Origin of the sequence: Caulobacter sp. HMWF025 (genome assembly GCF_003060965.1) — a bacterium.
GTDB lineage: Bacteria > Pseudomonadota > Alphaproteobacteria > Caulobacterales > Caulobacteraceae > Caulobacter.
On the sequence record NZ_QAII01000049.1, the window covers coordinates 4021 to 29459 of the forward strand.

At 67.3% G+C, this 25439-nt stretch carries 27 protein-coding genes; 5 read left to right on the forward strand and 22 right to left on the reverse strand.

Annotated elements, in window-relative coordinates; genetic code table 11:
• Nucleotides 1-49 precede the first annotated feature (49 nt).
• The 9 genes from rbfA to rimP all read right to left on the reverse strand — a co-directional run bounded on the left by rbfA (nucleotide 50) and on the right by rimP (nucleotide 9983).
• A complete protein-coding gene (rbfA, locus tag DBR10_RS06620; RefSeq protein ID WP_108489250.1) occupies nucleotides 50-547 on the reverse strand; it encodes a 30S ribosome-binding factor RbfA in 498 nt (165 codons plus the stop codon).
• A gap of 279 nt (nucleotides 548-826) precedes the next feature.
• Entirely contained in the window at nucleotides 827-1615 is a 789-nt protein-coding gene (locus DBR10_RS06625; protein ID WP_108503943.1) for a dienelactone hydrolase family protein, read from the reverse strand.
• Nucleotides 1616-1798: 183 nt separating this feature from the next.
• Nucleotides 1799-2278: a hypothetical protein gene (locus tag DBR10_RS06635; protein ID WP_233243306.1), complete on the reverse strand. Its 480-nt coding sequence runs from the start codon at nucleotides 2276-2278 to the stop codon at nucleotides 1799-1801.
• Nucleotides 2279-2501: 223 nt separating this feature from the next.
• Entirely contained in the window at nucleotides 2502-3020 is a 519-nt protein-coding gene (locus tag DBR10_RS06645) for a DUF2939 domain-containing protein (RefSeq protein ID WP_108503940.1), read from the reverse strand.
• Nucleotides 3021-3091: 71 nt separating this feature from the next.
• A complete protein-coding gene (locus tag DBR10_RS06650) occupies nucleotides 3092-3712 on the reverse strand; it encodes a YcxB family protein (protein WP_108490311.1) in 621 nt (206 codons plus the stop codon).
• A 3-nt stretch (nucleotides 3713-3715) separates the two neighbouring features.
• Nucleotides 3716-6802: a translation initiation factor IF-2 gene (infB, locus tag DBR10_RS06655; RefSeq protein WP_108556221.1), complete on the reverse strand. Its 3087-nt coding sequence runs from the start codon at nucleotides 6800-6802 to the stop codon at nucleotides 3716-3718.
• A gap of 200 nt (nucleotides 6803-7002) precedes the next feature.
• Nucleotides 7003-7653 (reverse strand): RNA-binding protein, encoded by a 651-nt coding sequence (locus tag DBR10_RS06660; RefSeq protein WP_108503908.1) that lies wholly within the window; start codon nucleotides 7651-7653, stop codon nucleotides 7003-7005.
• Between the two features lie 54 nt (nucleotides 7654-7707).
• Nucleotides 7708-9375 carry a transcription termination factor NusA gene (gene nusA, locus DBR10_RS06665; protein ID WP_108503909.1) on the reverse strand — a complete coding sequence of 556 codons (1668 nt, stop codon included), beginning with the start codon at nucleotides 9373-9375 and terminating at the stop codon, nucleotides 7708-7710.
• A 2-nt stretch (nucleotides 9376-9377) separates the two neighbouring features.
• Nucleotides 9378-9983, reverse strand: a complete 606-nt coding sequence (gene rimP / locus DBR10_RS06670) for a ribosome maturation factor RimP (protein WP_108503910.1) — start codon at nucleotides 9981-9983, stop codon at nucleotides 9378-9380.
• A gap of 321 nt (nucleotides 9984-10304) precedes the next feature.
• Between rimP and ppa the strand changes: the two genes are divergently transcribed.
• Nucleotides 10305-10838, forward strand: a complete 534-nt coding sequence (gene ppa, locus DBR10_RS06675) for an inorganic diphosphatase (protein WP_108503911.1) — start codon at nucleotides 10305-10307, stop codon at nucleotides 10836-10838.
• Between the two features lie 42 nt (nucleotides 10839-10880).
• On the opposite strand, the gene DBR10_RS06680 is transcribed toward ppa, so the two are convergent.
• From DBR10_RS06680 to DBR10_RS06740, 13 genes are all read right to left on the reverse strand, one after another.
• A complete protein-coding gene (locus DBR10_RS06680; protein ID WP_108503912.1) occupies nucleotides 10881-11255 on the reverse strand; it encodes a DUF4345 family protein in 375 nt (124 codons plus the stop codon).
• Nucleotides 11256-11308: 53 nt separating this feature from the next.
• Nucleotides 11309-11989 (reverse strand): tRNA (guanosine(46)-N7)-methyltransferase TrmB, encoded by a 681-nt coding sequence (gene trmB, locus DBR10_RS06685; protein ID WP_108503913.1) that lies wholly within the window; start codon nucleotides 11987-11989, stop codon nucleotides 11309-11311.
• Between the two features lie 114 nt (nucleotides 11990-12103).
• On the reverse strand, nucleotides 12104-13327 hold the full coding sequence (metK, locus tag DBR10_RS06690; protein ID WP_108503914.1) for a methionine adenosyltransferase: 1224 nt from the start codon (nucleotides 13325-13327) through the stop codon (nucleotides 12104-12106).
• Between the two features lie 157 nt (nucleotides 13328-13484).
• Entirely contained in the window at nucleotides 13485-13928 is a 444-nt protein-coding gene (locus tag DBR10_RS06695; RefSeq protein WP_108503915.1) for a helix-turn-helix domain-containing protein, read from the reverse strand.
• Between the two features lie 73 nt (nucleotides 13929-14001).
• Nucleotides 14002-15549 carry an apolipoprotein N-acyltransferase gene (gene lnt, locus DBR10_RS06700; RefSeq protein WP_108503916.1) on the reverse strand — a complete coding sequence of 516 codons (1548 nt, stop codon included), beginning with the start codon at nucleotides 15547-15549 and terminating at the stop codon, nucleotides 14002-14004.
• Entirely contained in the window at nucleotides 15546-16418 is an 873-nt protein-coding gene (locus DBR10_RS06705) for a hemolysin family protein (protein WP_108503917.1), read from the reverse strand. The genes lnt and DBR10_RS06705 overlap by 4 nt, the downstream gene beginning before the upstream one ends.
• Nucleotides 16419-16427: 9 nt before the next feature.
• Nucleotides 16428-16892, reverse strand: coding sequence for an rRNA maturation RNase YbeY (ybeY, locus tag DBR10_RS06710; RefSeq protein ID WP_177486262.1), 465 nt, complete (start codon nucleotides 16890-16892; stop codon nucleotides 16428-16430).
• Between the two features lie 17 nt (nucleotides 16893-16909).
• A complete protein-coding gene (locus DBR10_RS06715) occupies nucleotides 16910-17854 on the reverse strand; it encodes a PhoH family protein (protein ID WP_108503918.1) in 945 nt (314 codons plus the stop codon).
• On the reverse strand, nucleotides 17851-19206 hold the full coding sequence (gene miaB / locus DBR10_RS06720; protein WP_108503919.1) for a tRNA (N6-isopentenyl adenosine(37)-C2)-methylthiotransferase MiaB: 1356 nt from the start codon (nucleotides 19204-19206) through the stop codon (nucleotides 17851-17853). Before miaB ends, DBR10_RS06715 begins: the two co-directional genes overlap by 4 nt.
• A gap of 163 nt (nucleotides 19207-19369) precedes the next feature.
• Nucleotides 19370-19777, reverse strand: a complete 408-nt coding sequence (locus DBR10_RS06725; RefSeq protein WP_108503920.1) for a Fur family transcriptional regulator — start codon at nucleotides 19775-19777, stop codon at nucleotides 19370-19372.
• Nucleotides 19778-19821: 44 nt separating this feature from the next.
• The gene (locus DBR10_RS06730; RefSeq protein ID WP_108490460.1) at nucleotides 19822-20274 is read right to left on the reverse strand and encodes a GNAT family N-acetyltransferase; all 453 of its coding nucleotides are present in this window, start codon (nucleotides 20272-20274) and stop codon (nucleotides 19822-19824) included.
• The gene (gene tsaB / locus DBR10_RS06735) at nucleotides 20271-20924 is read right to left on the reverse strand and encodes a tRNA (adenosine(37)-N6)-threonylcarbamoyltransferase complex dimerization subunit type 1 TsaB (RefSeq protein WP_108503921.1); all 654 of its coding nucleotides are present in this window, start codon (nucleotides 20922-20924) and stop codon (nucleotides 20271-20273) included. The genes DBR10_RS06730 and tsaB overlap by 4 nt, the downstream gene beginning before the upstream one ends.
• A 12-nt stretch (nucleotides 20925-20936) precedes the next feature.
• Nucleotides 20937-21587 carry a DUF1131 domain-containing protein gene (locus tag DBR10_RS06740; RefSeq protein ID WP_108503922.1) on the reverse strand — a complete coding sequence of 217 codons (651 nt, stop codon included), beginning with the start codon at nucleotides 21585-21587 and terminating at the stop codon, nucleotides 20937-20939.
• 133 nt (nucleotides 21588-21720) lie between these two features.
• Between DBR10_RS06740 and DBR10_RS06745 the strand changes: the two genes are divergently transcribed.
• From DBR10_RS06745 to DBR10_RS06760, 4 genes are read left to right on the forward strand one after another with little or no spacing between them, the layout of a single operon-like run.
• Nucleotides 21721-22365, forward strand: a complete 645-nt coding sequence (locus tag DBR10_RS06745; RefSeq protein WP_108503923.1) for a phosphoribosylanthranilate isomerase — start codon at nucleotides 21721-21723, stop codon at nucleotides 22363-22365.
• 27 nt (nucleotides 22366-22392) lie between these two features.
• Nucleotides 22393-23613, forward strand: coding sequence for a tryptophan synthase subunit beta (gene trpB, locus DBR10_RS06750; RefSeq protein ID WP_108503924.1), 1221 nt, complete (start codon nucleotides 22393-22395; stop codon nucleotides 23611-23613).
• Nucleotides 23614-23625: 12 nt separating this feature from the next.
• On the forward strand, nucleotides 23626-24462 hold the full coding sequence (trpA, locus tag DBR10_RS06755) for a tryptophan synthase subunit alpha (protein WP_108503925.1): 837 nt from the start codon (nucleotides 23626-23628) through the stop codon (nucleotides 24460-24462).
• Nucleotides 24463-24466: 4 nt separating this feature from the next.
• Entirely contained in the window at nucleotides 24467-25396 is a 930-nt protein-coding gene (locus tag DBR10_RS06760) for an acetyl-CoA carboxylase carboxyltransferase subunit beta (protein WP_108503926.1), read from the forward strand.
• Nucleotides 25397-25439: the final 43 nt, after the last annotated feature.

Below are 25439 nucleotides of genomic sequence, written 5' to 3' on the forward strand. Positions count from 1 at the left end.
AGGCAGATCCAGCCCGAGATGGCGTCGCCCTTCTTGCGGCGGGCCATGCTCAGTCTTCCTCATCCTCGACAATGTCGGAGAGGCGGCGCACGTCCTGGGCCACCTTCGGGTCTTCGAACAGGCGGTCCATGTAGGCGGCCGAGTTGAAGCTCTCGTCGTGGATGAACTTCAGGTCGGGCGTGAACTTCATGGCGATGGACTTGCCGAGGCGTCCGCGCAGGAACTTGGCCATCCGGTTGAGGCCGGCCACCACCAGTTCGGGGCTGCCGGGCTGGACGGCGATACGCGACGGCGACGAGGGCTCGCGGTCGATCTTCGGCGCAATGCCGGCCCCGAGGGGCTCGACGAAGCAGATGGCGTGGCGCAGGTCGGGGCTCATCCGCACTTCCGAGACGGTGACGGAGATATTGACCAGGGCGGGGTCCAGCAGCTCTTCCTCGCGCAGGATCTCGACGAGGGCGTGGCGGATTAGTTCGCCGGCGCGGAGCTGGCGCTGGGACGGCCCGGCCAGGGCACCCTTCTGGGACTTGTCGGCATGGCGCTTCATGGCGCGGATATCCTTGTGGCCCGGCCGGCGGATCGAACACCGGGACGCGGGGAAAAAAGCAAGGCGCGGTGTCTAGGCCTGTGGGGGGGATAAGTCCAGTGCGGGGTGACCTGAGCATCAGCCGACACTTACAAACCCCGCTCTCCCCGGCGAAAGCCGGGGCCCAGATTCAGCCGGGGAGGTTGGGGATGACGCGCCTTCTGGCCATGCCAGGCCGACACCGTCTGGGGTTCGATCTGGACCCCGGCTTTCGCCGGGGAGAGCGGGATATAGACGGACCTAAGCCCCCGTCCTCTCGCGGAAGAACGCGATCACCCGGTCACGGGTCTGCATGCTCGGACCCAGCGGATCGGCGCGGTCGAGGTGCAGGGTCAGGACCGAGTGGGGGGCCATCGGTACACCCTTGGCCGCATCGGCATCCGAGAGCTCGACCAGATCGACGCGGTCGCCGAACTCGCGCTTCAGGGTCTCGAACCGGGCGTCAGGCACCAGCTTGTCGGAGGTGAACCTCAGGGCCATCAGCGACAGGTCCTCGGTTTCGAACCGGGTGCGGGCGCAGCTGATCTCGGCCGCCGAGCAGCCGATCGACCCCGCGCCCTTCTTGCCGAACGGCAGTGAGGGCTGCGACATCACCGGCGCTACTACCGACGGTTCGGTCATCATGGCCAGGGCAAAGCCGCCGGTGAAGCACATCCCCACCGCCCCGACGCCCTTGCCGCCACACTCCTGGTGGACCTGACGGGCCAGGGCCCGCAGCCAGTCGACGATCGGGCTGGTGCGGTCGGTGGCCCAGGCATTGAATTCGCGCCGCACGCACAGGGTCTTGGCGATCTCGCCGAGGGCATAGCCGAGGCTGGCCGTCTTGGCCGGGGTCCCGAACAGGCTGGGGCAGAAGACGGTCATGCCGGCCGCGGCCACGTCGCGGGCAAAGGCCAGGACGCCGGGATGCAGGCCGGGCATTTCGTGGATGACGATCACGGCGGGACCGCTGCCGATCCGGTAGACCTCACGCGTCCAGCGGCCGTCGTCGAACTCGAACCTCGTAAAGCCGTCCAGCGCACTGGTCATGTCGTTCCCGCCCCCTTGTTGTGGGCGCGAGCTTGGCCGACATCCCGCGCGTTGTCATCCCGGCCTGACCCCGGCGAAAGCCGGGGGGAGAGCCGGGACCCAGGGGCCGCCTCACTGCGGTTGCCCCTGGGTCCCGGATAGCCTCTTTGAGGCTTCCGGGATGACAAGATATTGCGGCGCCGGCTACCGCACGCCGTTCAAATTGTCGGTCCAGTCTTCCATCGGATCGGGGCGATTGCCGCCGGGCAGTTTCCATTCGCCACGCCATGAGAAGTCCAGCGTGCCGCAGACCCGGATCTGGCCGGGGGCCTTGGGATCATCGCCCAGCGCCTGGACGCGCAGGTCGCGGCGCAGGGCGATGGGGCTGAAGCTCAGCCACAGGCGCGTGGCTCCGGGGCAGAAGGCGCGGACATAGATCTTGCCCTGCTCGGCCTTGGGGTCGATTTCGTATAGCGCCGCGTCGGCGTCGACCCCGGAAAGGCCCGCAAGGCCCCGGGGCCCCAGATCCCGGTCGCGGGCCTTCATCAGCAGGCCCTGGGCGGGAACCCCGGTGGCCAGCACCTTGATCGGCCGCGCGCCCAGCAGGCCTTGATCAAACAGCACCGTCAGGCCCGCCCCGGTCAGCCGCCTGGCGTCGGGCGAGATCGGATCATACGAGAACATCCGCCGCTCGGCCTGGGCGCTCGTGGCGAGGCCGGCCAAGAGTAGACAAGCCGCGATCCCCCACACCCGTTCTCCCCGGCGAAAGCCGGGGCCCAGAGTCATCCGTGCTGCTTTGGGATTTCGCGCCCACAGCCCGGGCCGGGACCGCGAGCGCTCTGGGGTGCGATCTGGGCCCCGGCTTTCGCCGGGGAGAGCGGCGTTTCGGCAAACCGGAGCCAAGATCTTATCGCCTGAAATTCAGCGTCGCGGCCGAGGCGTCGAAGCCGCTCAGCCGCCAGACCGAGCCCTCGCGGGTGAAGGTCAGCAGGCAGGGGCCGTCCTTCTTGGCGGCGCAGACCTTGCCGTCGCCGGCCGGGCGCAGGGCGGCGGCGATGGCGATGCGGCCGGGCAGGGGCTTGTCGGGCGTGTAGCCGTAATAGTTGGCGGCGGCCCGGAAGGTCTCGGGGCGGATCAGGGCCTCGCCCGCCACGTCGGCGACGGGGCCGGCCAGCACGGCGGCCACGGCCAGCAGGCTGTTGTCGGCCTTGCGGCTGCGGGCCTCGGCCATCAGCCGCGCCTCGATCTGGCCCTTCAGGGCTTGACGGTCGACCCGCGCGTCAAAGGCGGCCCGGTCGCGATCGCGGATCGCGGTCAGCAGGGCGTGGACATCGCCGGCCGCATCATAGCGGTCGGCCGTGGCGCAGGCGCTGAGCGACAGGGTCGCGGCGGTCAGAACGAGGAGGGCTTTGATACGCATGGGCAAGGCGTAGCGCCGGAATTGGGCGATTTCCAGTCCGGACGGTGTCCGACCGTCAGTCCAGGGCATTGCACCTACTAAGGTGACTTTGCGACAAGCGATGCGGCTTCCACACTTCGCGCCCTTGCCTCTGGCGTCATCCTGTTCAGACACTCTGCGAGAAAGGCCGCCTCGACGTTGGCGGTCGCCACCAACCGCTTAGGCAAGACGTGCGCATTGCTCTGGGCGATGAAAAGCCACGCGTCACGCCCAGGAGCGATCTCGGTAAGCCCCTCCCATTTCACCTTGGTTGCGACCAAGGGCGTTTCAAACAAAATTCCATCGTCCAACAGCTGGTAGTTCACCGTCGAACGCTCAGGAACACCGCGTTTTGACCAAGACTTCAGGACAACGCCTTTCCCTGCTTTGATGGCCAGGACAACGCCAACGCCCATAGCGATTAGGAAGGCAAAAATCCCAAAACCTTCGAAGAACGAGTCAATGATCGCTTGAAGAACAAGGCCGCCGATCAGGGGCGCGATCAAGCTGAGCAAACCGGCAAATCGCTTCCACCCGTAGAGACGCCTAGCAAGCGGTTCGCACGCGCGCTGGACTTCTGCAAAGCCGACTTCTCCCGAAACTTCCACCGACACCCCCCAAACCAAAAAGGCGCGGACCTTGCGATCCGCGCCCTTCCGATAGTCTAGGTCAAGCTGCAAGCCCTAGTCGAGCTGGCGCTTGATCTCCTCGACGGTGAAGCACTCGATGGTGTCGCCGACCTTGATGTCCTGGAAGCCGGCGAACATCATGCCGCACTCCTGACCGGACGGGACCTCGTTGACCTCGTCCTTGAAGCGCTTGAGCGTCTGCAGGGTGCCCAGTTCGAGCACCACGATGTCCTGACGGATGATCCGGACCTTGGCGCCCTTGCGCACGACACCTTCGGTGACGCGGCAACCGGCGACCTTGCCGACCTTGGAGATGTCGAAGGCTTGCAGCACTTCGGCATTGCCCAGGAAGGTTTCGCGCTGGATCGGGGCCAGCATGCCCGAGAGCACGCCTTTGATATCGTCCAGCAGGTCGTAGATGATCGCGTAGTAGCGGATCTCGACGCCTTCGCGCTCGGCCAGCGCCCGCGCCTGGGCCGAGGCCCGGACGTTGAAGCCGATGAGCGGTGCGCCGGCACCCTTGGCCAGCATGACGTCGCTTTCGCTGATCGCGCCGGCACCCGACAGGATGATCCGCGCGCGGACCTCGTCGGTGGCCATCTTGTCCAGCGAGCCGATGATCGCTTCGGCCGAACCCTGCACGTCAGCCTTGATGACCAGCGGCAGTTCTTTCAGCTTCTTGTCCTGCAGCTTGGCCATCATTTCGGCCATCGAAGCCCCGGCACCCACAGGGGCCATGGTCTTCTCGCGCTTCTGGCGGATGCGGTACTCGGTCAGCTCGCGGGCGCGGGCTTCGTTCTCCACGACGGCGAAGGCTTCGCCGGGCGAGGGAACGCCGTCCAGGCCGAGGATCTCGACCGGGGTGGCCGGGCCGGCCTCGGTGAGTTGCTCGTTACGCTCGTTCAGCAGGGCACGAACCCGGCCGAACTGGCTGCCGGCCACGACGATGTCGCCGCGCTTCAGTGTGCCGCGATTGACCAGCACGGTCGACACCGCGCCGCGACCCTTGTCCAGCTTGGCCTCGATCACGACGCCGTCGGCGGTGCGGTCGGGGTTGGCCTTCAGGTCCATGACCTCGGCCAGCAGCAGGATGCGCTCGATCAGTTCGTCCAGGCCCTGGCCGGTCTTGGCCGAGACTTCGACGATCTGGGTTTCGCCGCCCAGGCTTTCGACTACGATCTCGTGCTGCAGCAGCTCGTTGGTCACGCGGGTCGAATCCGAGCCCGGCTTGTCCATCTTGTTGACGGCGACGATCATCGGCACGTTGGCGGCGCGGGCGTGTTTGATCGCCTCGACCGTCTGCGGCATGACGCCGTCGTCGCCGGCGACCACCAGGATCACCAGGTCGGTGATGTTCGCACCGCGGGCCCGCATCTGCGAGAAGGCGGCGTGGCCGGGGGTGTCGAGGAAGGTGACCTTCTCGCCGCTTTCCAGGCGAACCTGGTAGGCACCGATGTGCTGGGTGATGCCGCCGTGTTCGCCGCCGGCCACATCGGCCTTGCGCAGCGCGTCCAGCAGGCTGGTCTTGCCGTGGTCAACGTGACCCATGACCGTAACCACCGGGGGACGGGTCTCCAGGTGATCGTCGATGTCCTCAGCGCCGATGAATCCTTCTTCAACGTCGGCTTCCGACACGCGACGGACGGTGTGACCAAATTCGGTCGCCACCAGCTCGGCGGTGTCATTGTCGATGACGTCGTTGATCTTCAGCATCACGCCCTGACGCATCAGGAACTTGATGATCTCGACGCCACGCACGGCCATCCGGTTGGACAGTTCCTGCACGGTGATGACGTCGGGAATGACGACTTCGCGGCTGACCTTGACCACCTCGGCGGGACCGCCGCGGCGCTTTTCCTTTTCGCGTTCGCGGGCCCGGCGAACCGAGGCGAGCGAGCGCATGCGGTCGGCGGAATCTCCGTCGCCGGCCACGGTCTGGATGGTCAGGCGGCCTTCGCGGCGGACCGGCGCACCCTTGGCGCGCGAGACGGCCTTGCCGGGGGCGGCGGCCTTGCGGCGATCGTCCTCGTCATCGGGCCGGCGGCTGACTTCGCCACCGGGACGCGGGGCCGAACGCATGGCGCGCTGGACTTCCGGCGTGGCTGGAGCCGCAGCCGGAACACCGGGACGCGGACCGCGCGGCGGACCACCGGGACCCGGACGGGCACCGGGGGCCGGACGCGGCGCGAGGGCCGAATAACGGACGGTCTGGCTGGGCCGGTCACCCTGGTTGCGGTCGCCCTGCGGACGATCACCCTGCGGACGGTCGCCTTGCGGGCGGTCGTTGCGGAAGCCGCCCTCGGGACGGGGGCCGCGCGGCGGACCACCGGGACCTTCCGGACGCGGGGCGCGCTGGTTGTAGGGGCCGTCCTGGCGCGGGGCGCGCTGGTTGAACGGACGATCGGCCTGCGGACGGTCGCCCTGGGGGCGCTCTCCCTGGGGCGGGCGCTCGCCGGCCGGCGGACGATAGGTCGTGGTCGACGAGCGGTCGTCGCGACGTTCGCGGCTGGGCTCGTAGGTACGGGTCTGGTTGGTCGGGGCCGGGCGCGGGGCCTCGGTCCGCGGCGCAGGCGCGACCGGCGGCGCAGCAGCCACCGTCGGGGCCACGGGCGGCGGAGCCGGCGGCGTCACGGGAGCCTGTGGCGCGGGGGCTGCAGCGACCGGGGCCGGAGCAGGGGTCGGCGCGGCAGGGGCCGGAGCCGGTTCCGCAGCGGCCTTGGCCGCAGCGGCCGCCTTGGCGGCGGCGTCGCGCGCAGCCGCTTCAGCGGCGCGGGTGCGGGCTTCGGTCGCAGCGCGTTCAGCAGCCTGGCGGTCCTGGGCTTCGCGAGCCGCCTCGATGGCCCGCTGGCGGGCGCGCATTTCGTCCTGCGACAGACCACCGGCCGAGCCGCCACCCGAGCCCTGCGAAGGACGCGGATCGTTGCTGTGGCGGCGCTCGGCCGAAGACGGCGCGGCCAGATTGCCGGACGGTGCGGCGTGCGGACGGGTCCGCTTGGTTTCGACCACCACCGTCTTGGTGCGGCCGTGGCTGAAGCTTTGCTTCACGACACCGGCGCTCACCGAGCCCTGGCGGGGCTTCAGTGTGATGGGCGCTCGCCCGCCGGGGTTGCCAGGCCGACCGTTTTCGTTCTCGTCGCTCATGCGCTCGCTTGTACTTCCGCCAGACGTGTCTGGCCAAAAACCGTTCATTCCATGTGAGAAAGGGGCCCGGACGTACCTCCTGAACGGAAGCGCGTTTCCCGACCCTTCACTCACGGCAGCGGCCCGTTCAGGTCGCATGCCACCTTAAAGATTCTAGAGCCTTGCGATCAGACCGGCTGTGCCGGTGTAATCGAAAGACCCTAGGCTTCCTCGCGCCAACTCGCCGACCAGGTCGGGGGGAGTAGCGGACGAAAGCCTGATAACCGCTCGACGTCCAAAGTCCAGCGATCAGTGCCACGCCCGGCAAGAAGGGCCGTGTGTATCACATTCTCCCCGCCCAAGGCCAAACCCAATTCGTCGGATGTGAACATCCCGAGGATTCGGGGGGTGTTGGGGGCCTTGTAGACGGCGGTCAGCATCTTGCGGCGACCGTCGTCAGCGCCGTCGGACGCCTCGATCAGCCAGGCCGTCTTGCCGGAATTGAGCGCGGCGACGACCTTTTCGAAGCCGGAGATAATGTTTCCGGCCCGCCGTGCAAGGCCAAGGCCGTCCAGAACCCGGCGGGCCAGCAGGGCCTCGACCTGGTCGGCCAGATCGGCCGGCGCGGTCAGCTTGGTCTTGGCCGAGCGCGAGAACAGGCCCTTCTTCGCGGCGGCCGTGATCGAGGCCCGGTCGGCACCGACCCAGATACCCCGTCCGGGCAGCTTGCGGGCGAGGTCCGGCACGACGATCCCGCCGGGTCCTTCGACGAAGCGGATCAGGCGCGACTCGTCGGTAGCCTCGCCCAGCACGACGTCCTTGCGCTGGCGGGAGGCTTCGGCGTGGGTTCTGGGGGCGACGGGGTCGGTCATACCGTGTTCGAACGGCCGGCCTCCCGGATCGGATCCGGAGGGCCGGCCAACGATCTAGCCTTCCTGCGTCTCTTCGACGGCTTCGGCTTCGGCTTCGACGTCGGCCTCCACTTCAGCCTCGTCGCCGTCCAGTTCGAGCTCGTCATATTCCGGCTCGGGCGGGGCCTCGACCCAGCCCATGACGATCCGGGCCCGCATGATCAGGGCTTCGGCGTCTTCCGGCGACAGGTTGAAGCTTTCGAGGATGCCGGCTTCGCGCACGCGCTCGCCGTTCTTGTTCTCGAACCAGCCGCGCATGTCGTCGGGCACCAGGCCCGCAAGGTCTTCCACCGACTTCACATCGCCTTCGCCCAGGGCGACGGCCATGGCCAGGGTGACACCCTCGATCTCGAGCACGGCGTCCTCGACACCCAGGGCGACGCGCTTGGCGTCGAGGGCAGCGGCTTCCTTCTCGAGGAATTCGCGGGCCCGGGCCTGCAGTTCCTCGGCGGTTTCCTCGTCGAAGCCTTCGATGGCGGCGATTTCGTGCGGCTCGACATAGGCCACGTCCTCGACGGTCGTGAAGCCTTCGGTGGCCAGCAGCTGGGCGATGACCTCGTCGACGTCCATGGCTTCCTGGAACAGGGCCGTGGTCTCGACGAACTGCTTCTGACGGCGCTCGCTCTCCTGGCTTTCCGTCATGATGTCGATCTGCCAGCCGGTCAGCTGCGAGGCGAGGCGGACGTTCTGGCCGCGGCGGCCGATGGCCAGCGACAGCTGCTCGTCGGGCACAACGACTTCGACGCGCTCGTCTTCCTCGTCCATGACGACCTTGGAGACTTCAGCCGGGGCCAGCGCGTTGACGATGAAGGTGGCTTCGTCTTCCGACCACTGGATGATGTCGATCTTTTCGCCCTGCAGTTCGGCGACCACGGCCTGAACGCGCGAGCCGCGCATGCCGACGCAGGCCCCGACCGGATCGATCGAACCGTCATTGGAGATCACGGCCATCTTGGCGCGCGAGCCCGGATCACGGGCCACGGCGCGGATCTCGATGACGCCGTCATAGACTTCCGGCACTTCCTGCGCGAACAGCTTGGCCATGAAGCCGCCGTGGGCGCGGCTCAGCATGATCTGCGGGCCCTTGGTTTCGCGACGGACGTCGTAGATGTAGGCGCGGATGCGATCGCCGACATTGAAGTTTTCGCGCGGGATCGACTGGTCGCGGCGCATGATGCCTTCGCCACGGCCCAGGTCGACGATGACATTGCCGTACTCGACGCGCTTGACGCTGCCGTTGACGATCTCGCCGGCACGGTCCTTGTACTCGTCGTACTGGCGCTCGCGCTCGGCTTCGCGAACCTTGTGCATGACGACCTGGCGGGCCATCTGCGTCTGGACGCGGCCGATCTCGAACGGCGGCAGGTTTTCTTCGTAGACCTTGCCGATCTCGGCGTCGCGCCAGGTGCGCTTGGCGATCGAGATCTGGACCTTGCCGATCTCGCCTTCCAGCTCGGTGTCGTCGGCCACGACCTCGATCACCCGCTTCTGCGAGGTTTCGCCGGTCTTGGGGTCGATCTTCACCCGGATGTCGTGTTCCTTGCCGTAGCGGTCACGGGCCGCCTTCTGCAGGGCGTCCTCGATCGCTTCGATGACGACTTCCTTCTCGATGCCCTTTTCACGTGCGACCGCGTCAGCGATCTGCAGCAGCTCGAGCCGGTTGGCGGAAATGCCGATGGCCATGGTCAGTCCTCTTCACTTTCGGACAGGTCAAAATCTTCGTCTTCGGCGTCGTCGCCGAAATCGTCTTCGTCAGCGATCTCACCGTCGGCCGCAACGCGGGCGGCACGCTGTTCAGCGCCGCGCTTCATCAGGGCGTCAGTCAGGACCAGCTTGGCCTCGACCAGCCACTCGAACGGGAAATAGACGGTGACGTCGTCCTCGCCCTCGAGGTTGAGGCCCACCTGGCCGTCCTCGACCCCGGCCAGCTCGCCCTTGAAGCGCTTGCGGCCCTCGGCCACGCGGTCCAGCTCGATGCGGACCTCAAGGCCGGCATAGGTGACGAAATCCTTCAGGCGGGTCAGGGGGCGGTCGACGCCGGGGCTCGAGACCTCCAGCGTATATTCGCCGGTGATCGGGTCAGCCGCGTCCATGACCTCGGAGATTGCCCGCGACAGCCGCGCGCAGTCCTCGACGTTCATATCGCCATCCGGGCGCTCGCCCATGATCTGCAGTCGCCGCGTCTCGGCCCCGCCCATCAAGCGCAGACGGACGATCTCGTACCCCACGGACTCGGCCACGGGATCGAGCAGCTCGATCAGATCCTTGTCTTCCTGCGTCTTGCCGCGCACGGGCTGTTCTCTACTCGAAACTGGGGGCGATCGGGCGCGGGCGCCAAACAGCCAAAGAAAAAGCGGCAGCCTTTCGGGCCGCCGCTCGAAAGCGCTAGCAGCGCTGACGGACGATGTGACGGCTTTATAGCGCGATGTTCGGGCGGTTGGAAGCCCCCTGTCGAGGGCCTGCCCTGCGGCATTTTCTGATCGCAATTAGGGTAATGCGGCCTGGGTAAAGCAAAGTCGATTGCGCCGCCTCTTCCGCATTGCAACATTTGTAGCCTATACAGACGCCCGCGCAGGGCCGCCTCCTCGGGCCTCTCCTCAAGAAGAGTCACAATGGACCTCTCAAAGATCGCCACGGGCGTGAACCCGCCTTACGACCTCAATGCCATCATCGAAATCCCGCAGGGCGGCGAGCCGGTGAAGTACGAGATCGACAAGGAAAGCGGGGCCCTGATGGTCGACCGCTTCCTGCACACCGCGATGTTCTATCCGGCCAATTACGGCTTCATCCCCCACACCCTGGCCGACGACGGCGATCCCGCCGACATCATGGTGGTGGGCCCGACCCCGGTGGTGCCGGGCGCGATCATCCGCTGCCGTCCGATCGGCACCCTGATGATGGTCGATGAAGCGGGCTCGGACGAAAAGATCCTGGCCGTGCCGGTCGACAAGCTGCACCCGTTCTATACAGGCGTGAACAGCTGGCGCGACCTGCCGGTGATCCTCACCGAGCAGATCGCCCACTTCTTCCAGCACTACAAGGATCTGGAAAAGGGCAAGTCGACCAAGATCACCGGCTGGGCCGATCTGGAAGAAACCGCCGAGATCATCCGCACGGCGATCAAGCGCCACGACGAGAACTACTGAGACGGACGGGCGCTTCCCTCCCCGGGGCGGGGAGGGAGGCCGTTAGAGAAACTGTCCGGCGATCAACAGGGCCACCATCACCACGTCGATCACGATGGTGATGCCGGAAAAGCCCTTGATGAAGCGCCCGCCCTTGGCGAGCAGCGAGCCCATGTAGAAGACCTTGCTGATCACCGCCGCACCGACCGCCAGGTCGCGGGTCTCGGGGTGGAAGGCCGCCCAGATCAGCATGCCGCCGGTCAGGCCGATCAGCAGGCCCCAGCCGCGCACGATCACATCCGCCAGCGGCCCCTCGAGGGTTTCGCCATAGGTCGAGCTCATCGAGCGGCCCGGCGCGATCACGAACTGCAGCATGGTCAGGGTCAGCAGGCCGCTGACCGTCAGGACGATGTGGAAATTGCTCGCTAGCCAAGCCATTGAAGCCCCCCTGTCACCCGTCAACGCGGGCCTTGGGCGAAGCCTATAGCGCTTCAGGCTCTCACGAAATCGAGAAACACCGGCGCGCAGTCGCCCAGCTTCTTTTCCTCATAGCGCGTGGTCACGTGGTCAGCCGGCGGGGCGTTACGGTCGGCCGTCTCGCTTTCGAGGCGGAAAGCCGGATCGGCCAGGACCCGCTCGGTCGTCCATTCGGCATAGTCGGCCCAGTCGGTGGCGAAGCGCAGGCGGCCGGCGGGCTTCAGAACCCGCGCCAGTTCGCTGACCACGGCCGGCTGGATCAGCCGTCGCTTGTTGTGCCGGGCCTTGTGCCAGGGGTCAGGGAACATGATGAACACCCGGCTCAGACAGGCGTCGGGCAGCCACGACAGCACGTCGCGGGCGTCGCCCTCGTGGATGCGGACGTTCTTCAGGGCCTGTTCTTCGATGTGACGCACGGCGCTGGCCACGCCGTTGATGAAGGGCTCGGCCCCGAGGATCAGGGCGTGGGGATGGCGGCCGGCCTGGGTGGCCATGTGCTCGCCGCCGCCAAAACCGATCTCCAGCCACACCTCGGTGGCCTCGGGCATCAGGTCCAGCGGCTGGAACGGCGCGGCCGGGATCGCGATCTCCGGCAACAGGGTGTCGAGCAGGGCCTGCTGGCGCGGCTTCACCGGGCGCGCCTTGATGCGGCCGAACGAGCGCAGCGGCCCGTGAGGGATGGGGGCGTTGGTCATGGGGGCCTAATAGCTGTCATTCCGGCCAAAGCGAAGCGTCGAGCCGGGACCGCAGGACGCGCAGGGTTTGCCGTGGTCCCGGGTCGGCTTTAGGCCACCCGGGATGACAGTTCCTTAGGCCAGGCCCTTCAGTTCATCGACCAGATCGGTCTTTTCCCAGGAGAAGCCGCCCTCGCTGTCGGGGGTGCGGCCGAAGTGGCCGTAGGCCGCGGTGCGGGCATAGATCGGGCGGTTCAGCTGCAGGTGCTCGCGGATGCCGCGCGGGGTGGCCCCGCCGATCAGGGTCGGCAGCAGCTTTTCCAGCACGGCCGGATCGACCTTGCCCGTGCCGTGCAGGTCGACGTGGAACGACACCGGCTGGGCCACGCCGATGGCATAGGCGATCTGGATGGTACAGCGGTCGGCCAGGCCCGCGGCCACGACGTTCTTGGCCAGGTAGCGGCAGGCATAGGCGGCCGAGCGGTCGACCTTGGTCGGATCCTTGCCCGAGAAGGCACCGCCGCCGTGCGGGGCTGCGCCACCATAGGTGTCGACGATGATCTTGCGGCCGGTCAGGCCGGCATCACCATCGGGGCCGCCGATCTCGAAGCGTCCGGTCGGATTGACCAGCCACTGGGTCTTCTTGGTGATCAGGCCCTCGGGGAAGATCGGCAGGATGTGCGGCCGGATCAGGTCCAGCACCCGCTTGGACGTGGCGGCCTTGCCGTCGATCTTCTTCTTGTGCTGGTGCGACACGACGATCGACACGACCCGCTGCGGGCGGCCGGCCCCGTCATACTCCAGGGTCACCTGGCTCTTGGCGTCGGGTTCCAGCGCCGAGAGTTCGCCGCTGTGGCGCAGCTCGGCGAGGTGCTTGAGGATGTTGTGGCTGTACTGCAGCGTCGCCGGCATCAGCTCGGGGGTCTCGGTGCTGGCATAGCCGAACATGATCCCCTGGTCGCCCGCGCCCTCGTCCTTCTTGCCTGTGGCGTCGACGCCCTGGGCGATATGGGCCGACTGGCCGTGCAGGAAGTTGGCGAACTTGGCCTTCTCCCAGTGGAAGCCCTTCTGCTCATAGCCGATGTCCTTGATCGCGGCGCGCACCTTGGGCTCCAGCGATTTCAGAATCGACTTGGTCAGGGCCTTGTTGGCGGCCTTGTCGCCATCAGGCTTGCCGGCGCGAACCTCGCCCGCCAGCACGATGCGGTTGGTCGTCACCAGGGTTTCGCAGGCCACGCGCGCTTCGGAATCTACGCTGAGGAAGGCGTCGACCACGGTGTCGCTGATCCGGTCCGCAACCTTGTCGGGGTGGCCTTCGGAGACGCTTTCGCTGGTGAAGATGTAGGACGAACGGCTCAAGGGACAGCTCCGGCCATGAAATCGCCCGGGCGGACGAAACGTCCTCCGAGATAGCAGGAGACCATATAAAGATATGTTTATATCTGCAAGCGGTGCGAGGCCGCAGGCCGGACGTTCCTCCGACCCGACGGCTCACCTCGCTGGGATTGAACCTGGCCTAGTCTGCGTCACCGGCGGTGTCTGCCGCGACGTCCTCGTCAGCCATGGACCGGACCAGGTCGAGGATACGGCGACGGACCTTGGCCTTGTGGATCTTCGGGAACAGTCCCGCCAGTTCCAGGCCTTCCGGCGTCATCAGGAAGTCATGCACAAACTGCTCGGCCCCGGCATCGAAAAGGCCTTCGGCATCGGTCGGATCGGCCAGGCCTTCGAAGAAGTATGACACCGACGACTGCAGGCTGCGTGCGATCTCATAGAGCTTGCTGGCACTGACGCGGTTGGCGCCGCGCTCGTATTTCTGGACCTGCTGGAAGGTCAGGCCCAGGTCATCGGCCAGCCGTTCCTGACTGACGCCGAGGATCTTGCGCCGCATTCGGATGCGGGCCCCGACATGAAGGTCGATGGGATTGGGGTGGCGGTCGGTGTCGTTGAGAGCGCTCATGCCTACGCTTGATAGCTGAAATTGCGGTTTTAATTCAGCCTGTGTCTAACAAAACCGTAATATTTAAAAGCCCCTAAGCCGTTTTCGAACGACGGGCGGCGAACGCGGATATGGCGATCATCAGCCAGAACGGGATATCGCCCACTTTTGAAAAGGGTGTAGAATTGCTCAACTCCGGGATGGTGCCGTCAATGATACCGGTATCCCCAAGATTGAGCTGCTTTCCCGGCACGATTTTTCCCTGACCGGTGATCAGGGCGGACACCCCGGTAGGGGTCGCCCTGAGGATCGGAATACCGGTCTCGATGGCCCGGTAGCTGGCCAGATTCAGATGCTGTAGCGGCCCGGATGTCACACCAAACCAGGCGTCATTGGACACATTGACGATGGCCCGCACGCCGGGCGCCGGTCGGGCGAGCCCCGGAAACAGGCTCTCATAGCAGATCAGGGGTTGCACGATGAGGTTCGGGCCGACGCGCAAGGGGGCCGGTCGCGGTCCCGTTGCGAAGCCGTCCCCGAGGTGGGCGAGGCTCTTGACCCCGATCCGGGTCAGCAGGGCATCCAGCGGCAGATACTCGCCGAAGGGCACCAGCCGGTGCTTGTCATAGATGCCCACGACCTCGATGTCGCTCGCGCCGCGTTTGAGGGCGATCAGGCTGTTGAAATAGACCGGCTGGTCCGGGGCTCCGTCATAGCGATAGCCGCCGATCAGCAAGAGCTGACCGGGCTGCAGGGACTCGACAATGGCCTGGCGTACCCAGGTTCCCGGAGCCAGGTAGTCGTTGATCGCGGCGGGCAGGGCCCCTTCGGGCCAGACGACGAGGTCGGCGGGCTTGCCGTCGGAATAGGGCCGCGCGGTCAGGCTGGTATAGGCCCCGACAATCTGGGCAAATCGGCCGGCGTCCCACTTGGCTTCCTGCCGGATATTGGCCTGAACGATGCGGACGGAGGTCGACGCAGAGTCCCCGGGGCCGGGGCGGGGCGGCATCAGACCGTTCAGATAGAGCGCCGCCAGCAGGGCCGCCGCCGCCGCGAGGGCCTTGCGCCCGGCCAGGCCTTCGCGCCAGACGGCCGGGGCGGCGGCGATGGCCAGGGTGATCCAGGTCAGGCCATAGGCCCCCACCAGGGCCGCGGCCTGGGAGGGTGCCGAGCCAGCTTTCCAGGTCTCTCCCGGCAGATTCCAGGGGAAGCCGGTCAGGATGTGACCGCGCAGCCACTCCATGAGCGCCAGGGTCCCGGCAAAAACCAGCACCCGGCCGATGCCGACGGGGCGCAGTAGTCGGTACAGCAGACCCGCCAGGCCCCAGAACAGGGCCAGGCCCGCCGCCATGGCCGCCATGGCAAACGGGGCCATCCAGCCCTGGTTGGCGGCATCGACCAGAAAGGCCTCGCCGATCCACCAGGTGCCGAGGCCGAAATAGGCCAGACCGGCCAGCCAGGCCCGGAAAAAGGCCGAGCGCAGCGGGCGGATGGCCTCGACGGTGTCCAGGCTCCAGAGCAGCAGGGCATAGCCGAGCAGACCCGGCAGGACCCCGAACGGGGGATGGGCCAGGGCGGCGGCGAGGCCGGCCAGCAGGGCGAAGCCCCGCCTGGCCCAGGGCGATGTCAGGGACAGGGTCACGAGCCCAGGGCGACCGGCCGGACCCGAACCCGGAGGACACGGCGCGGATCGGCCTCGACCACTTCCAGTTCGTAGCCGTCCGGATGGGGGATCACCTCGCCGCGCTGCGGGACGCGACCAGCCAGGGCCACGACGAGGCCGGCGACCGTGTCGATCTCCTCGTCCAGATCCGGCGGGGCCAGCTCCTGGCCGAGAGCCGCTTCCAGCTCTTCCAGCGGCGCACGGGCATCGGCGTCGAAAATGCCGCCCGGGCGCGCGACGATACCGGCGACGGTGGCGTCGTCGTGCTCGTCATCGATCTCGCCGACGACGGCCTCGAGCAGGTCTTCAAGGGTGACCAGACCGTCGGTGCCGCCAAACTCGTCGATGACGAGCGCCATATGGATGCGGCCGGCCCGCATGCGCAGCAGCAGGTCGGCGGCCCGCATCGAGGCCGGCACATAGAGGGCTTCGCGGCGCACGGACTGCAGCACCTGGTCGTCAGGGCCGGGACGGGCGGCCCCGGCGGCGAGCAGGCGGAACACGTCCTTGACGTGGACCACCCCGACCGGCTCATCCAGGGTCTCGCGATAGATCGGCATGCGCGAGTTTTCGGCTTCAGTGAATTGGGCGACCAGGGCCTCGAACGGGGTAGACAGCTCGACCGCCACGACGTCGGCGCGGGGGATCATCAGGTCGGCGACGCGGAGGCTCTTGAACGCCTCGGCCTGATCGACAATGTCGTCGGCACCGGCCTCGACCGGATCGGGCGACCGTTCCGGCTCGCCGGGCGGTACCAGTCGCTGGCGCAACTTGCGAAAGAACGCCCGCACGCCCCGGCTCTGTCGCTCGGGAACGGCGGGCTTGTGACTAGAGTCGTCGCTGGGCATCGCCTGGGGTCAGTGTCCTTCTTCGCCGGCATAGGGATCGGGAATGTCCAGGCCCGCGAGCAGCTCGCGTTCCAGGGCTTCCATCACCTCGGCGTCTTCGTCGCTTTCGTGGTCGTATCCTAGAAGATGCAAGACCCCGTGCGCCACCAGATGTTGCAGGTGGTGCGCCAAAGGCTTGCCCTGCTCTTCAGCTTCGCGCCGGCAAACCCCGAAGGCCAGGGCAATGTCGCCGATCTGGCCTTCCGGATTGGCTTCCGGCCCCTTGGGGGACGGGAAGGACAGCACGTTGGTCGCATAGTCCTTCTGGCGGAAGTCGCGGTTCAGGGCCTGCACGCTGTCATCGTCGGCCAGCAGGATGACAATCCCCTGGCCCTCGATGTCTTCATGGGCGTCCAGTACCGCCTGGGCGGCGCGCCAGACCAGGGCCTCGGCTTCGGGCTCGGCCGCCAGCCAGGCCGGATCCTCGATCTCGATATCGACAGTGATGGTCATCAGCGCGGGGTGCTCTGCAGGGCGTCGGCGTCATAGGCCTTGACGATACGCTCCACCAGCGGGTGGCGCACGACGTCGGCGGTGGTGAAACGCGAGACCGAAACGCCTTCGACGCCCTCGAGAATCGAGACGGCGTGGGCGAGCCCGGAGTCGCGCGGATTGAGCAGGTCGACCTGGGTCGGATCGCCGGTGACCACCATGCGCGAGCCCTCGCCGAGGCGGGTCAGGACCATCTTCATCTGCAGGCGCGAGCAGTTCTGCGCCTCGTCGACGATGACGAACGCGTGGGCCAGGGTGCGGCCCCGCATGAAGGCGATCGGGGCGACCTCGATCTCCAGCTTCTCGCGCCGACGGCGCAGCTGGTCGGCCCCCATGATGTCGGTCAGGGCTTCCCAGACCGGGGCCATATAGGGGTCGACCTTCTCATTCAGATCGCCCGGCAGGAAGCCGAGCTTTTCACCGGCTTCGACGGCGGGGCGGGTGACGATCAGGCGGTCGACCTCGCCGCGCAGCAGCATGCCCGCGCCGTGGGCAACGGCCAGGAAGGTCTTGCCGGTGCCGGCGGGACCCAGGCCAAACGACAGCGGGTGGCTGCCCATGGCTTCCATGTAGCGGGCCTGGCCCTTGGTCTTGGGCGAGACCGAACCCTTGCGCACGGTGCGGGCCGAGGCCTGGCCGCCGGTGCTCTGGGCCTCGCCCACGGCGATCCGGACATCGGCCTCGACCACCTCTTCGCCGGCGTCGGCGCGGTGGGCCAGATCGTTCAGCGCCCGCTTGGCTCCCGTGCGGCCCTTGACGTCGCCCGTGATGGTGACACCGCCGCCGGGGGTCTCGATCAGCACCTTGAAGGCGTCCTCGATCAGGGCGGCGTGACGGCCGTTCGGACCGGTGACGGCGTGGACCGCGTCATCCGACAGCGGCAGGAACTCGGGGGTGCGACTCAAGCGGTCTCCAGGGCGGAAGAGGTTTCCAGCACGCCGCCCAGGCTCATCTTGGCGGCGGATTCGATACGGACCGGCACGATGGTGCCGATCAGGCTTTCCGGGCCTTCGGCATGGACCGCCTGCAGATAGGGGCTGCGGCCGACGACCTGGCCCGGGTGGCGGCCGGCCTTTTCAAACAGCACCGGCAGGACTTTACCGACCTGGCCGGCATTGAAGGCCTTCTGCTGTTCGTCCAACAGCTGGTTCAGGCGCTCCAGACGCTCGGCCTTGACGGCTTCGTCGACCTGGCCGGTCATGGCCGAGGCGGGCGTGCCGGGGCGGCGCGAATACTTGAACGAGAAGGCCGAGGCAAAGCCGACCTCGCGGACCAGCTCGAGGGTCTTTTCGAAATCGCCGTCGCGTTCGCCGGGGAAGCCGACGATGAAGTCGCCGCTCATGGCGATATCGGGCCGCGCCGCGCGGATCTTCTCGATCAGGCGCACATAGCTTTCGGCCGTGTGGTCGCGGTTCATGGCTTTCAGGATCTTGTCGCTACCGGCCTGAACCGGCAGGTGCAGATAGGGCATCAGCTCGGGCAGCTCGCCATGGGCCTCGATCAGGTCATCGCCCATGTCGCGCGGATGGCTGGTCGTATAGCGGATGCGATCCAGGCCATCGATCTGCGCCAGCCGGCGAACCAGCCTGGCCAGGGTCGAGCCGTCGCCGTCGTAGGCATTGACGTTCTGGCCCAGCAGGGTGACCTCCCGCACGCCCTGGTCGGCCAGGCGCCTGGCCTCCTCGACGATGTCGTTGACCGGCCGCGACCACTCGCCACCGCGGGTATAGGGCACCACGCAGAAGGTGCAGAACTTGTCGCAACCCTCCTGTACGGTCAGGAAGGCGGTGACACCATTGACCTGGCGCTCCGCCGGCAGGGCGTCGAACTTGTCCTCGGCGGCGAAGTCGGCGGCCAGGCGCTCGCCGGTGGCCCGGTGGGCGCGGGCGATCAGCTCGGGCAACTGGTGATAGGATTGCGGACCGACGACCAGATCGACCGCCTTCTGGCGGTTCATGATCTCCTGGCCCTCGGCCTGGGCGACACAGCCGGCCACGGCGATGGTCATGCGGCCGCCGCCATCGGCCGCCTTGCGGTCCTTCATCAGCTTGATCTGGCCCAGTTCCGAATAGACCTTCTCGGTGGCCTTCTCGCGGATATGGCAGGTGTTGAGCACCACCAGATCGGCGCCTTCCGGGTCATTGACCACGCCATAGCCGAGCGGACGCAGGACATCGGCCATGCGTTCGCTGTCATAGACGTTCATCTGACAGCCGTAGGTCTTGATATAGAGGCGCTTTTGCGGGGTCTCGCTCATGCGGCGAGGTTATGGGGGCGTGAGGGCCGCCATGCAAGGACATGGAAGTCACACTTGCCCCCTTCGGGCCTGCGGCCCTCCTCCCCCAGAGGAGGAAGATGAGATCATCCGCCCCCTCAGGGGGCGGACGACCGCGGAGCGGTCCGGTGGGGGCGAGTGGCGATCACTCCTCGATCGGAACCCCGTACAGCTCCAGACGGTGGTCGATCAGCTTGTAGCCCAGCTTGCGGGCGATGGCGTTCTGCAGGGCCTCGATCTCCTCGTCCACGAACTCGACGACCTTGCCGGTCTTCATGTCGATCAGGTGGTCGTGGTGGTGATCGGGGGTCTCTTCGTAGCGCGAGCGGCCGTCGCGGAAATCGTGGCGCTCGATGATGCCGCTTTCCTCGAACAGGCGAACGGTGCGGTAGACCGTGGCGATCGAGATATGCGGGTCGACGGCGTGGGCGCGGCGGTGCAGCTCTTCCACATCCGGATGGTCGTCGGCGGCCGACAGCACGCGGGCGATGACCCGACGCTGGTCGGTCATGCGCATGCCCTTATCGATGCAGGCTTTTTCAAGTCGATCCAAGGCGGCGCCTCCGTCTGAGTCGCGGCACGATAGGCAATCGGCCTCTAACTGTTAAGCGTCCGACGCATGACAAGCGCGTCCTTTGCCCCATCTGGATGGGGATAATAGCCCATTCTGACGCCGACACGGGCAAATCCGGTGGCGGCGTACAGGCCGATGGCGGCCAGGTTGTCGGCCGCAACCTCAAGGAACATCGCTTCGGCCCCCGTTTCGGTGGCCAGGCCTGCGGCCATCTCGACCAGGGCCGCGCCCCAGCCCCGCCGCCGGGCGGCCGGATCGACGCCCAGGGTCAGGATCTCGGCCTCGCCGGCGATGGAGCGGCAAAGGATGAAGCCCTTTTCCACCGCCGGCTCGCCGGCCTCGCCCAGCACGGCGAAGACGCCGGGCGACTTCAGCAGGTCTTCGAACTCCAGCGCGGTCCATGGCCGCTCGAAGGCGCGGTCATGCAGGTCGGCCAGGATGAAACAGGCCTCGAGGCCGACGGGGCGAAGGATCATGCGTCCGTCGCCGCGGTTGGCAGGGTGGCATAGGGCGCGCGCAGATAGAGCGGCCGGGGGGAATGGCTTGGCGCGGGCCGGGCGGCAGCCAGGCGGGCGATCGCCACCGGATCGGGCGAGACGGGGGTCAGGATCGTCGCGCCGGTCAGGGTGTCGGCCAGCAGGGGTGCGCCCGAACCGATCAGGGTCACGGCCTGGCCGCCATGCAGTTCGGCCAGCCGCGCGGCCGCCGATCCGAGGTCGAGGGCGTCGGGGGCCATCAGGGCCACGCCGCCGTCGAAGATCTGCAGATAGACCTGCCCCATGCGCGCATCGAGCACGGCGGCGACAAGGTCGCGGCCCCCGACCCCGGCGGCCAGGGCTTCCAGGGTGTTGATGCCGATGCACGGGATCGACAGGGCGGTGGCCAGGCCCTTGGCAAAGGCCAGGCCGACCCGCAGGCCGGTGAACGAGCCCGGGCCGATGGTGACGGCGATCCGGGTCAGGTCGGTGAAAGCGATGCCGGCCTCGGCGGCGACCTCGCGGGCCAGCATGCCGATTCGCTCCTGATGGCCGCGCGTCATCGGTTCGGTGCGGCTGGCCAGCACGCGTCCGTCATCGACCACGGCGACGGAACAGGCCCCCAGGCAGGTATCAAGAGACAGGATCATGAGCGCTTCGTATCAGGCCGAGCCGACCGCCGCACCCTCGGCGGGGCGCCAGACGAGGCCGTTCAGCTGTCCTTTGGCCTTGAGGGTTTCGACGGGCGGGATGCCGCCATGGGTCCAGCCCGGCACGCCGATCAGATAGCGGACATTGGGCGCTTCGGGGCGAACGCAGACTAGGGCGTTGACGTCGCGGCCCTCGCCGGCCCGGCAATGGCGGATGTCGAGGTCGAGCGCCGGCCACGCGGTCAGCAGGGTCTCGTTCCTCGGGCCCCGCACATCGCCGCCCTCAAGGCGGATTGCGCCCAGCCCGCCCTCCTCGCCCTTGCTGATTTCCAGGATCGGGATCTGGTTCTGTTCGACGACCAGGATCGGCTGGGCCGGACCGGGGCCGAAGTGAAGGAAGGCGCTCTTGATCCGGGCGCGGGGAAACAGCGCCTTCAGCGTGGCCTCATCATAGGCCGTGGCGCTGCTGACGGGCCCGACGCCGTCAGCGCGAACCTGCAGCGGACCGTCGGTATAGGGGGTTATCGTTACGGCGACCGACTGTCGGGTTCCCGACGCGGAGGGCGGCGGCGGCCCGGCCGCATCGTCGGTCTTTCCGGCTGGCCCGCAGGCGGCGAGCAGAAATAGCGGCAGAAGCATCGGCAGGGCGCGGGGCAGGGTCATGACCCTTGTCTAGCATCCGGCCGCCGGCTTGGGCGCCGCCGGCCAGCGAAATTCATCGGCCTGAAGCCTCGCACGGTATCGACACTGCACTGAACGCTTGTTCCCGCAGGCCCCGGGCCTTAAGTCCCCGGCCATGACCAGGGCCAAGATCTGCGGGCTTTCAACGCCGGAGACCGTTCGTGCCGCGCTCGACGGTGGCGCGGCCTATCTGGGCTTCGTCTTCTTCGAGAAGAGTCCGCGCAACCTGACGCCGGAGGCCGCCGCCCGGCTGGTCGAGCCCTTGCGGGGCAATGGCGACGTCAGAACCGTCGCGGTCACGGTCGATCCCGATGATGCCCTCGTCGACCGCCTGATGGCGACGATGAAGCCGGACCTGATCCAGGTGCACGGCAAGGAGACTCCCGCCCGGGTCCGGCAGATCGCCGAACGGGCCGGCACCGGGGTCATCAAGGCCTTTTCGGTGACCGCAGCGTCCGACGTGGACCAATCGCGGGCCTTTGAAGCGGTCGCCGAGCAGTTCCTGTTCGATGCGCGACCCGTCGAGGGCTCGGCCCTGCCGGGTGGCACCGGGGCCCGCTTCGACTGGACCCTGCTGCAGGGCCACCGCTTTGCGCGGCCGCACTTTCTGGCCGGAGGACTGGATCCCTGGAACGTGGCCGAGGCGGTAAAAGCCTCTGGCGCGCCCCTGCTGGACGTTTCCTCTGGCGTGGAACGCGGTCCCGGCCTAAAGGACCCGGCTCTGATCTCGGCCTTTCTCGACGCCGTCAAACGCGCCTGAGCCCCTGGAAGTCCCTAGGAAGTCCCCGTGAACGCTCCCTCCAAGCCCAATGACTATTCGGCCTATCCCGACGCCAACGGTCGGTTCGGCGACTTCGGTGGCCGCTATGTGGCCGAGACCCTGATGCCGCTGGTGCTGGAACTGGGCGATGCCTATGCCGCCGCCAAGGCCGATCCGGAGTTCCAGGCCCAGCTGACGAGCTACAACACCCACTATGCCGGCCGGCCCAGCCCGCTCTATTTCGCCGAGCGCCTGACCGAGCACTTCGGCGGGGCCAAGATCTATTTCAAGCGCGACGAGCTGAACCACACCGGCTCTCACAAGATCAACAATGCGCTGGGCCAGATCCTGCTGGCCATGCGCATGGGCAAGACCCGGATCATCGCCGAGACCGGTGCCGGCCAGCACGGTGTGGCCACTGCCACTGTCTGCGCCCGCTTCGGCCTGCCCTGCGTGGTCTATATGGGCGCCACCGACGTCGAACGTCAGAAGCCCAATGTGTTCCGCATGAACCTGCTGGGTGCCGAAGTGCGCCCGGTGACCTCGGGCACTGGCACCCTGAAGGATGCCATGAACGAGGCCATGCGCGACTGGGTCACCAACGTGCATGACACCTACTACCTGATCGGCACGGCCGCCGGCCCGCACCCCTATCCGGTGATGGTCCGCGACTTCCAGAGCGTGATCGGCACCGAAGCCCGCCAGCAGATGCTCGAGATGGAAGGGCGTCTGCCCGACGCGGTGGTGGCCTGTATCGGCGGCGGCTCCAATGCCATCGGCCTGTTCCATCCCTTCCTGAATGACGACAGCGTGCGCCTGATCGGCGTCGAGGCGGCCGGCCACGGCGTCTCCACCGACAAGCATGCCGCCTCCCTGACCGGCGGCCGCCCCGGCGTGCTGCACGGCAACCGCACCTACTTGCTCCAGGACGACGACGGCCAGATCATCGACGCCCACTCGATCTCGGCCGGTCTCGACTATCCGGGCATCGGGCCGGAGCACTCGTTCCTGCACGAGATCGGCCGGGCCGAATATGTCTCGACCACCGACGAGGAGGCCCTGGCGGCCTTCCAGCTGTGCTCGACCCTCGAAGGCATCATCCCGGCCCTCGAACCGGCCCACGCCCTGGCGCGAGTCGGCGAGATCGCCCAGGAGCTGGGCAAGGGCAAGATCGTGGTGATGAATCTCTGCGGTCGCGGCGACAAGGACATCTTCACGGTGGCCGAAGCCCTCGGGCGCAAGATCTAGGACCTATCCAGCGTGACCAAAGACCGTATCGACCGCCGCTTTGCGGCGCTGAAGGCCGAGAACCGCGCCGGTTTCGTGACCTATATCATGGCCGGCGATCCTGACGCCGCCACGACCCTGTCCGTGCTCAAGGGCCTACCGGGTGCCGGCGCCGACCTGATCGAGCTGGGCTTTCCCTTCTCCGACCCGATGGCCGAGGGCCCGACCATCCAGCGCGCCGCCCAGCGCGGCCTGCGCTCGGGCATGACCCTGCAGGGCACGCTCGACCTGGTCGCCGCCTTCCGCGAAGGCGACCAGGACACGCCGGTCATCCTGATGGGCTATCTCAATCCGGTCCTGCATCGGGGCTTTGACAGCTTCGCCGCCGCCGCCAACACGGCCGGGGTCGACGGGCTGATCATTGTCGACTGCCCGCCTGAGGAGGCTGATCCCCTGTCGGACGCCCTTGAGGCTGAAGGCATCGCCCTGATCCGCCTGGCGGCCCCGACCACCGACGATGCCCGCCTGCCGATGGTCATCCGCCGGACCTCGGGCTTTGTCTATTACGTCTCGGTCGCCGGTGTGACGGGCGTCAAGTCGGCCGATGCGGCCGATGTGGCCCCGGCCGTCGAGCGCCTGCGCAAGGCCTCCGGCCTGCCGGTTGCGGTCGGCTTTGGCATCCGCACACCGGACCAGGCCGCTGCTGTGGCCCGCATCGCCGATGCAGCGGTGGTGGGCTCGGCCCTTGTCGATGAAATCGAATCGGCGGCCCAGTTGAACGAAAATGTGACTGAGAAGGTTCTTCTCAAGGCGTCAGAGCTGGCTAAGGCTGTGCGTTCTGCGCGCGTCGGGCACGAAGTGAGGCTTTAAGGCTATGGCTATGGCTGAACCCCAGGACCCGAAAAAGGGCGATAAATCAAAGGCCTCGGCCGAAGGTCGTCGTGGCGGGGGCTGGCTCTCGCGGATCGCACCCGGTGTGCGCGGGGCTTTTGCCAAGCGCGAAACGCCGGAAAACCTCTGGGTCAAGTGCCCCGATACGGGCGAGATGATCTTCCGCTCCGACCTGGAGGCGGCCCTTTGGGTCACCCCGGCCGGCCGTCACATGCGGATCGGTCCCGAGGCCCGCTTCAAGTTCACCTTCGACGACGGCGTCTATGAGAGTCTGCCGACTCCGGCCGTGCCCGAAGACCCGCTGCATTTCTCCGACGGCAAGCCCTACAAGGACCGCCTGATCGCGGCCCGCAAGGCGACGGGCGAGCCCGACGCCATGGCGATTGGCGTGGGTCTGGTCGGCGGTGCCCGTACGGTGGTGCTGGTCCAGGACTTCGCCTTCATGGGCGGTTCGCTGGGCATGGCGGCCGGTGAAGGCTTTGTGGCCGCGGCCCGCGCCGCCCTCGAGCGCGAAATTCCGCTGGTGGTCTTTACCGCCGCCGGGGGTGCGCGGATGCAGGAAGGGGCCCTGTCCCTGATGCAGATGGCCCGCACCACCCTGGCCATCAATGAGCTTAAAGAAGCGGCCCTGCCTTATGTCGTGGTCCTCACCGACCCGACCACCGGCGGCGTCACCGCGTCCTATGCCATGCTGGGCGATGTCCACCTGGCCGAGCCAGGGGCCCTGATCGGCTTCGCCGGTCCCCGCGTCATCGAGCAGACCATCCGCGAGACCCTGCCGCCGGGCTTCCAGCGGTCGGAGTACCTCGTCGAAAAGGGCATGGTCGACCGGGTCACCCCGCGCAAGGAGCTGCCCGCCGTGCTGGGTTCGATCCTCGGCACCCTGATGATGGGCCGTCGCAAGGCGGCCTGAGGACTGAGGGGTCTCATCCTCCCCCGTGAAGCGGGGGAGGATG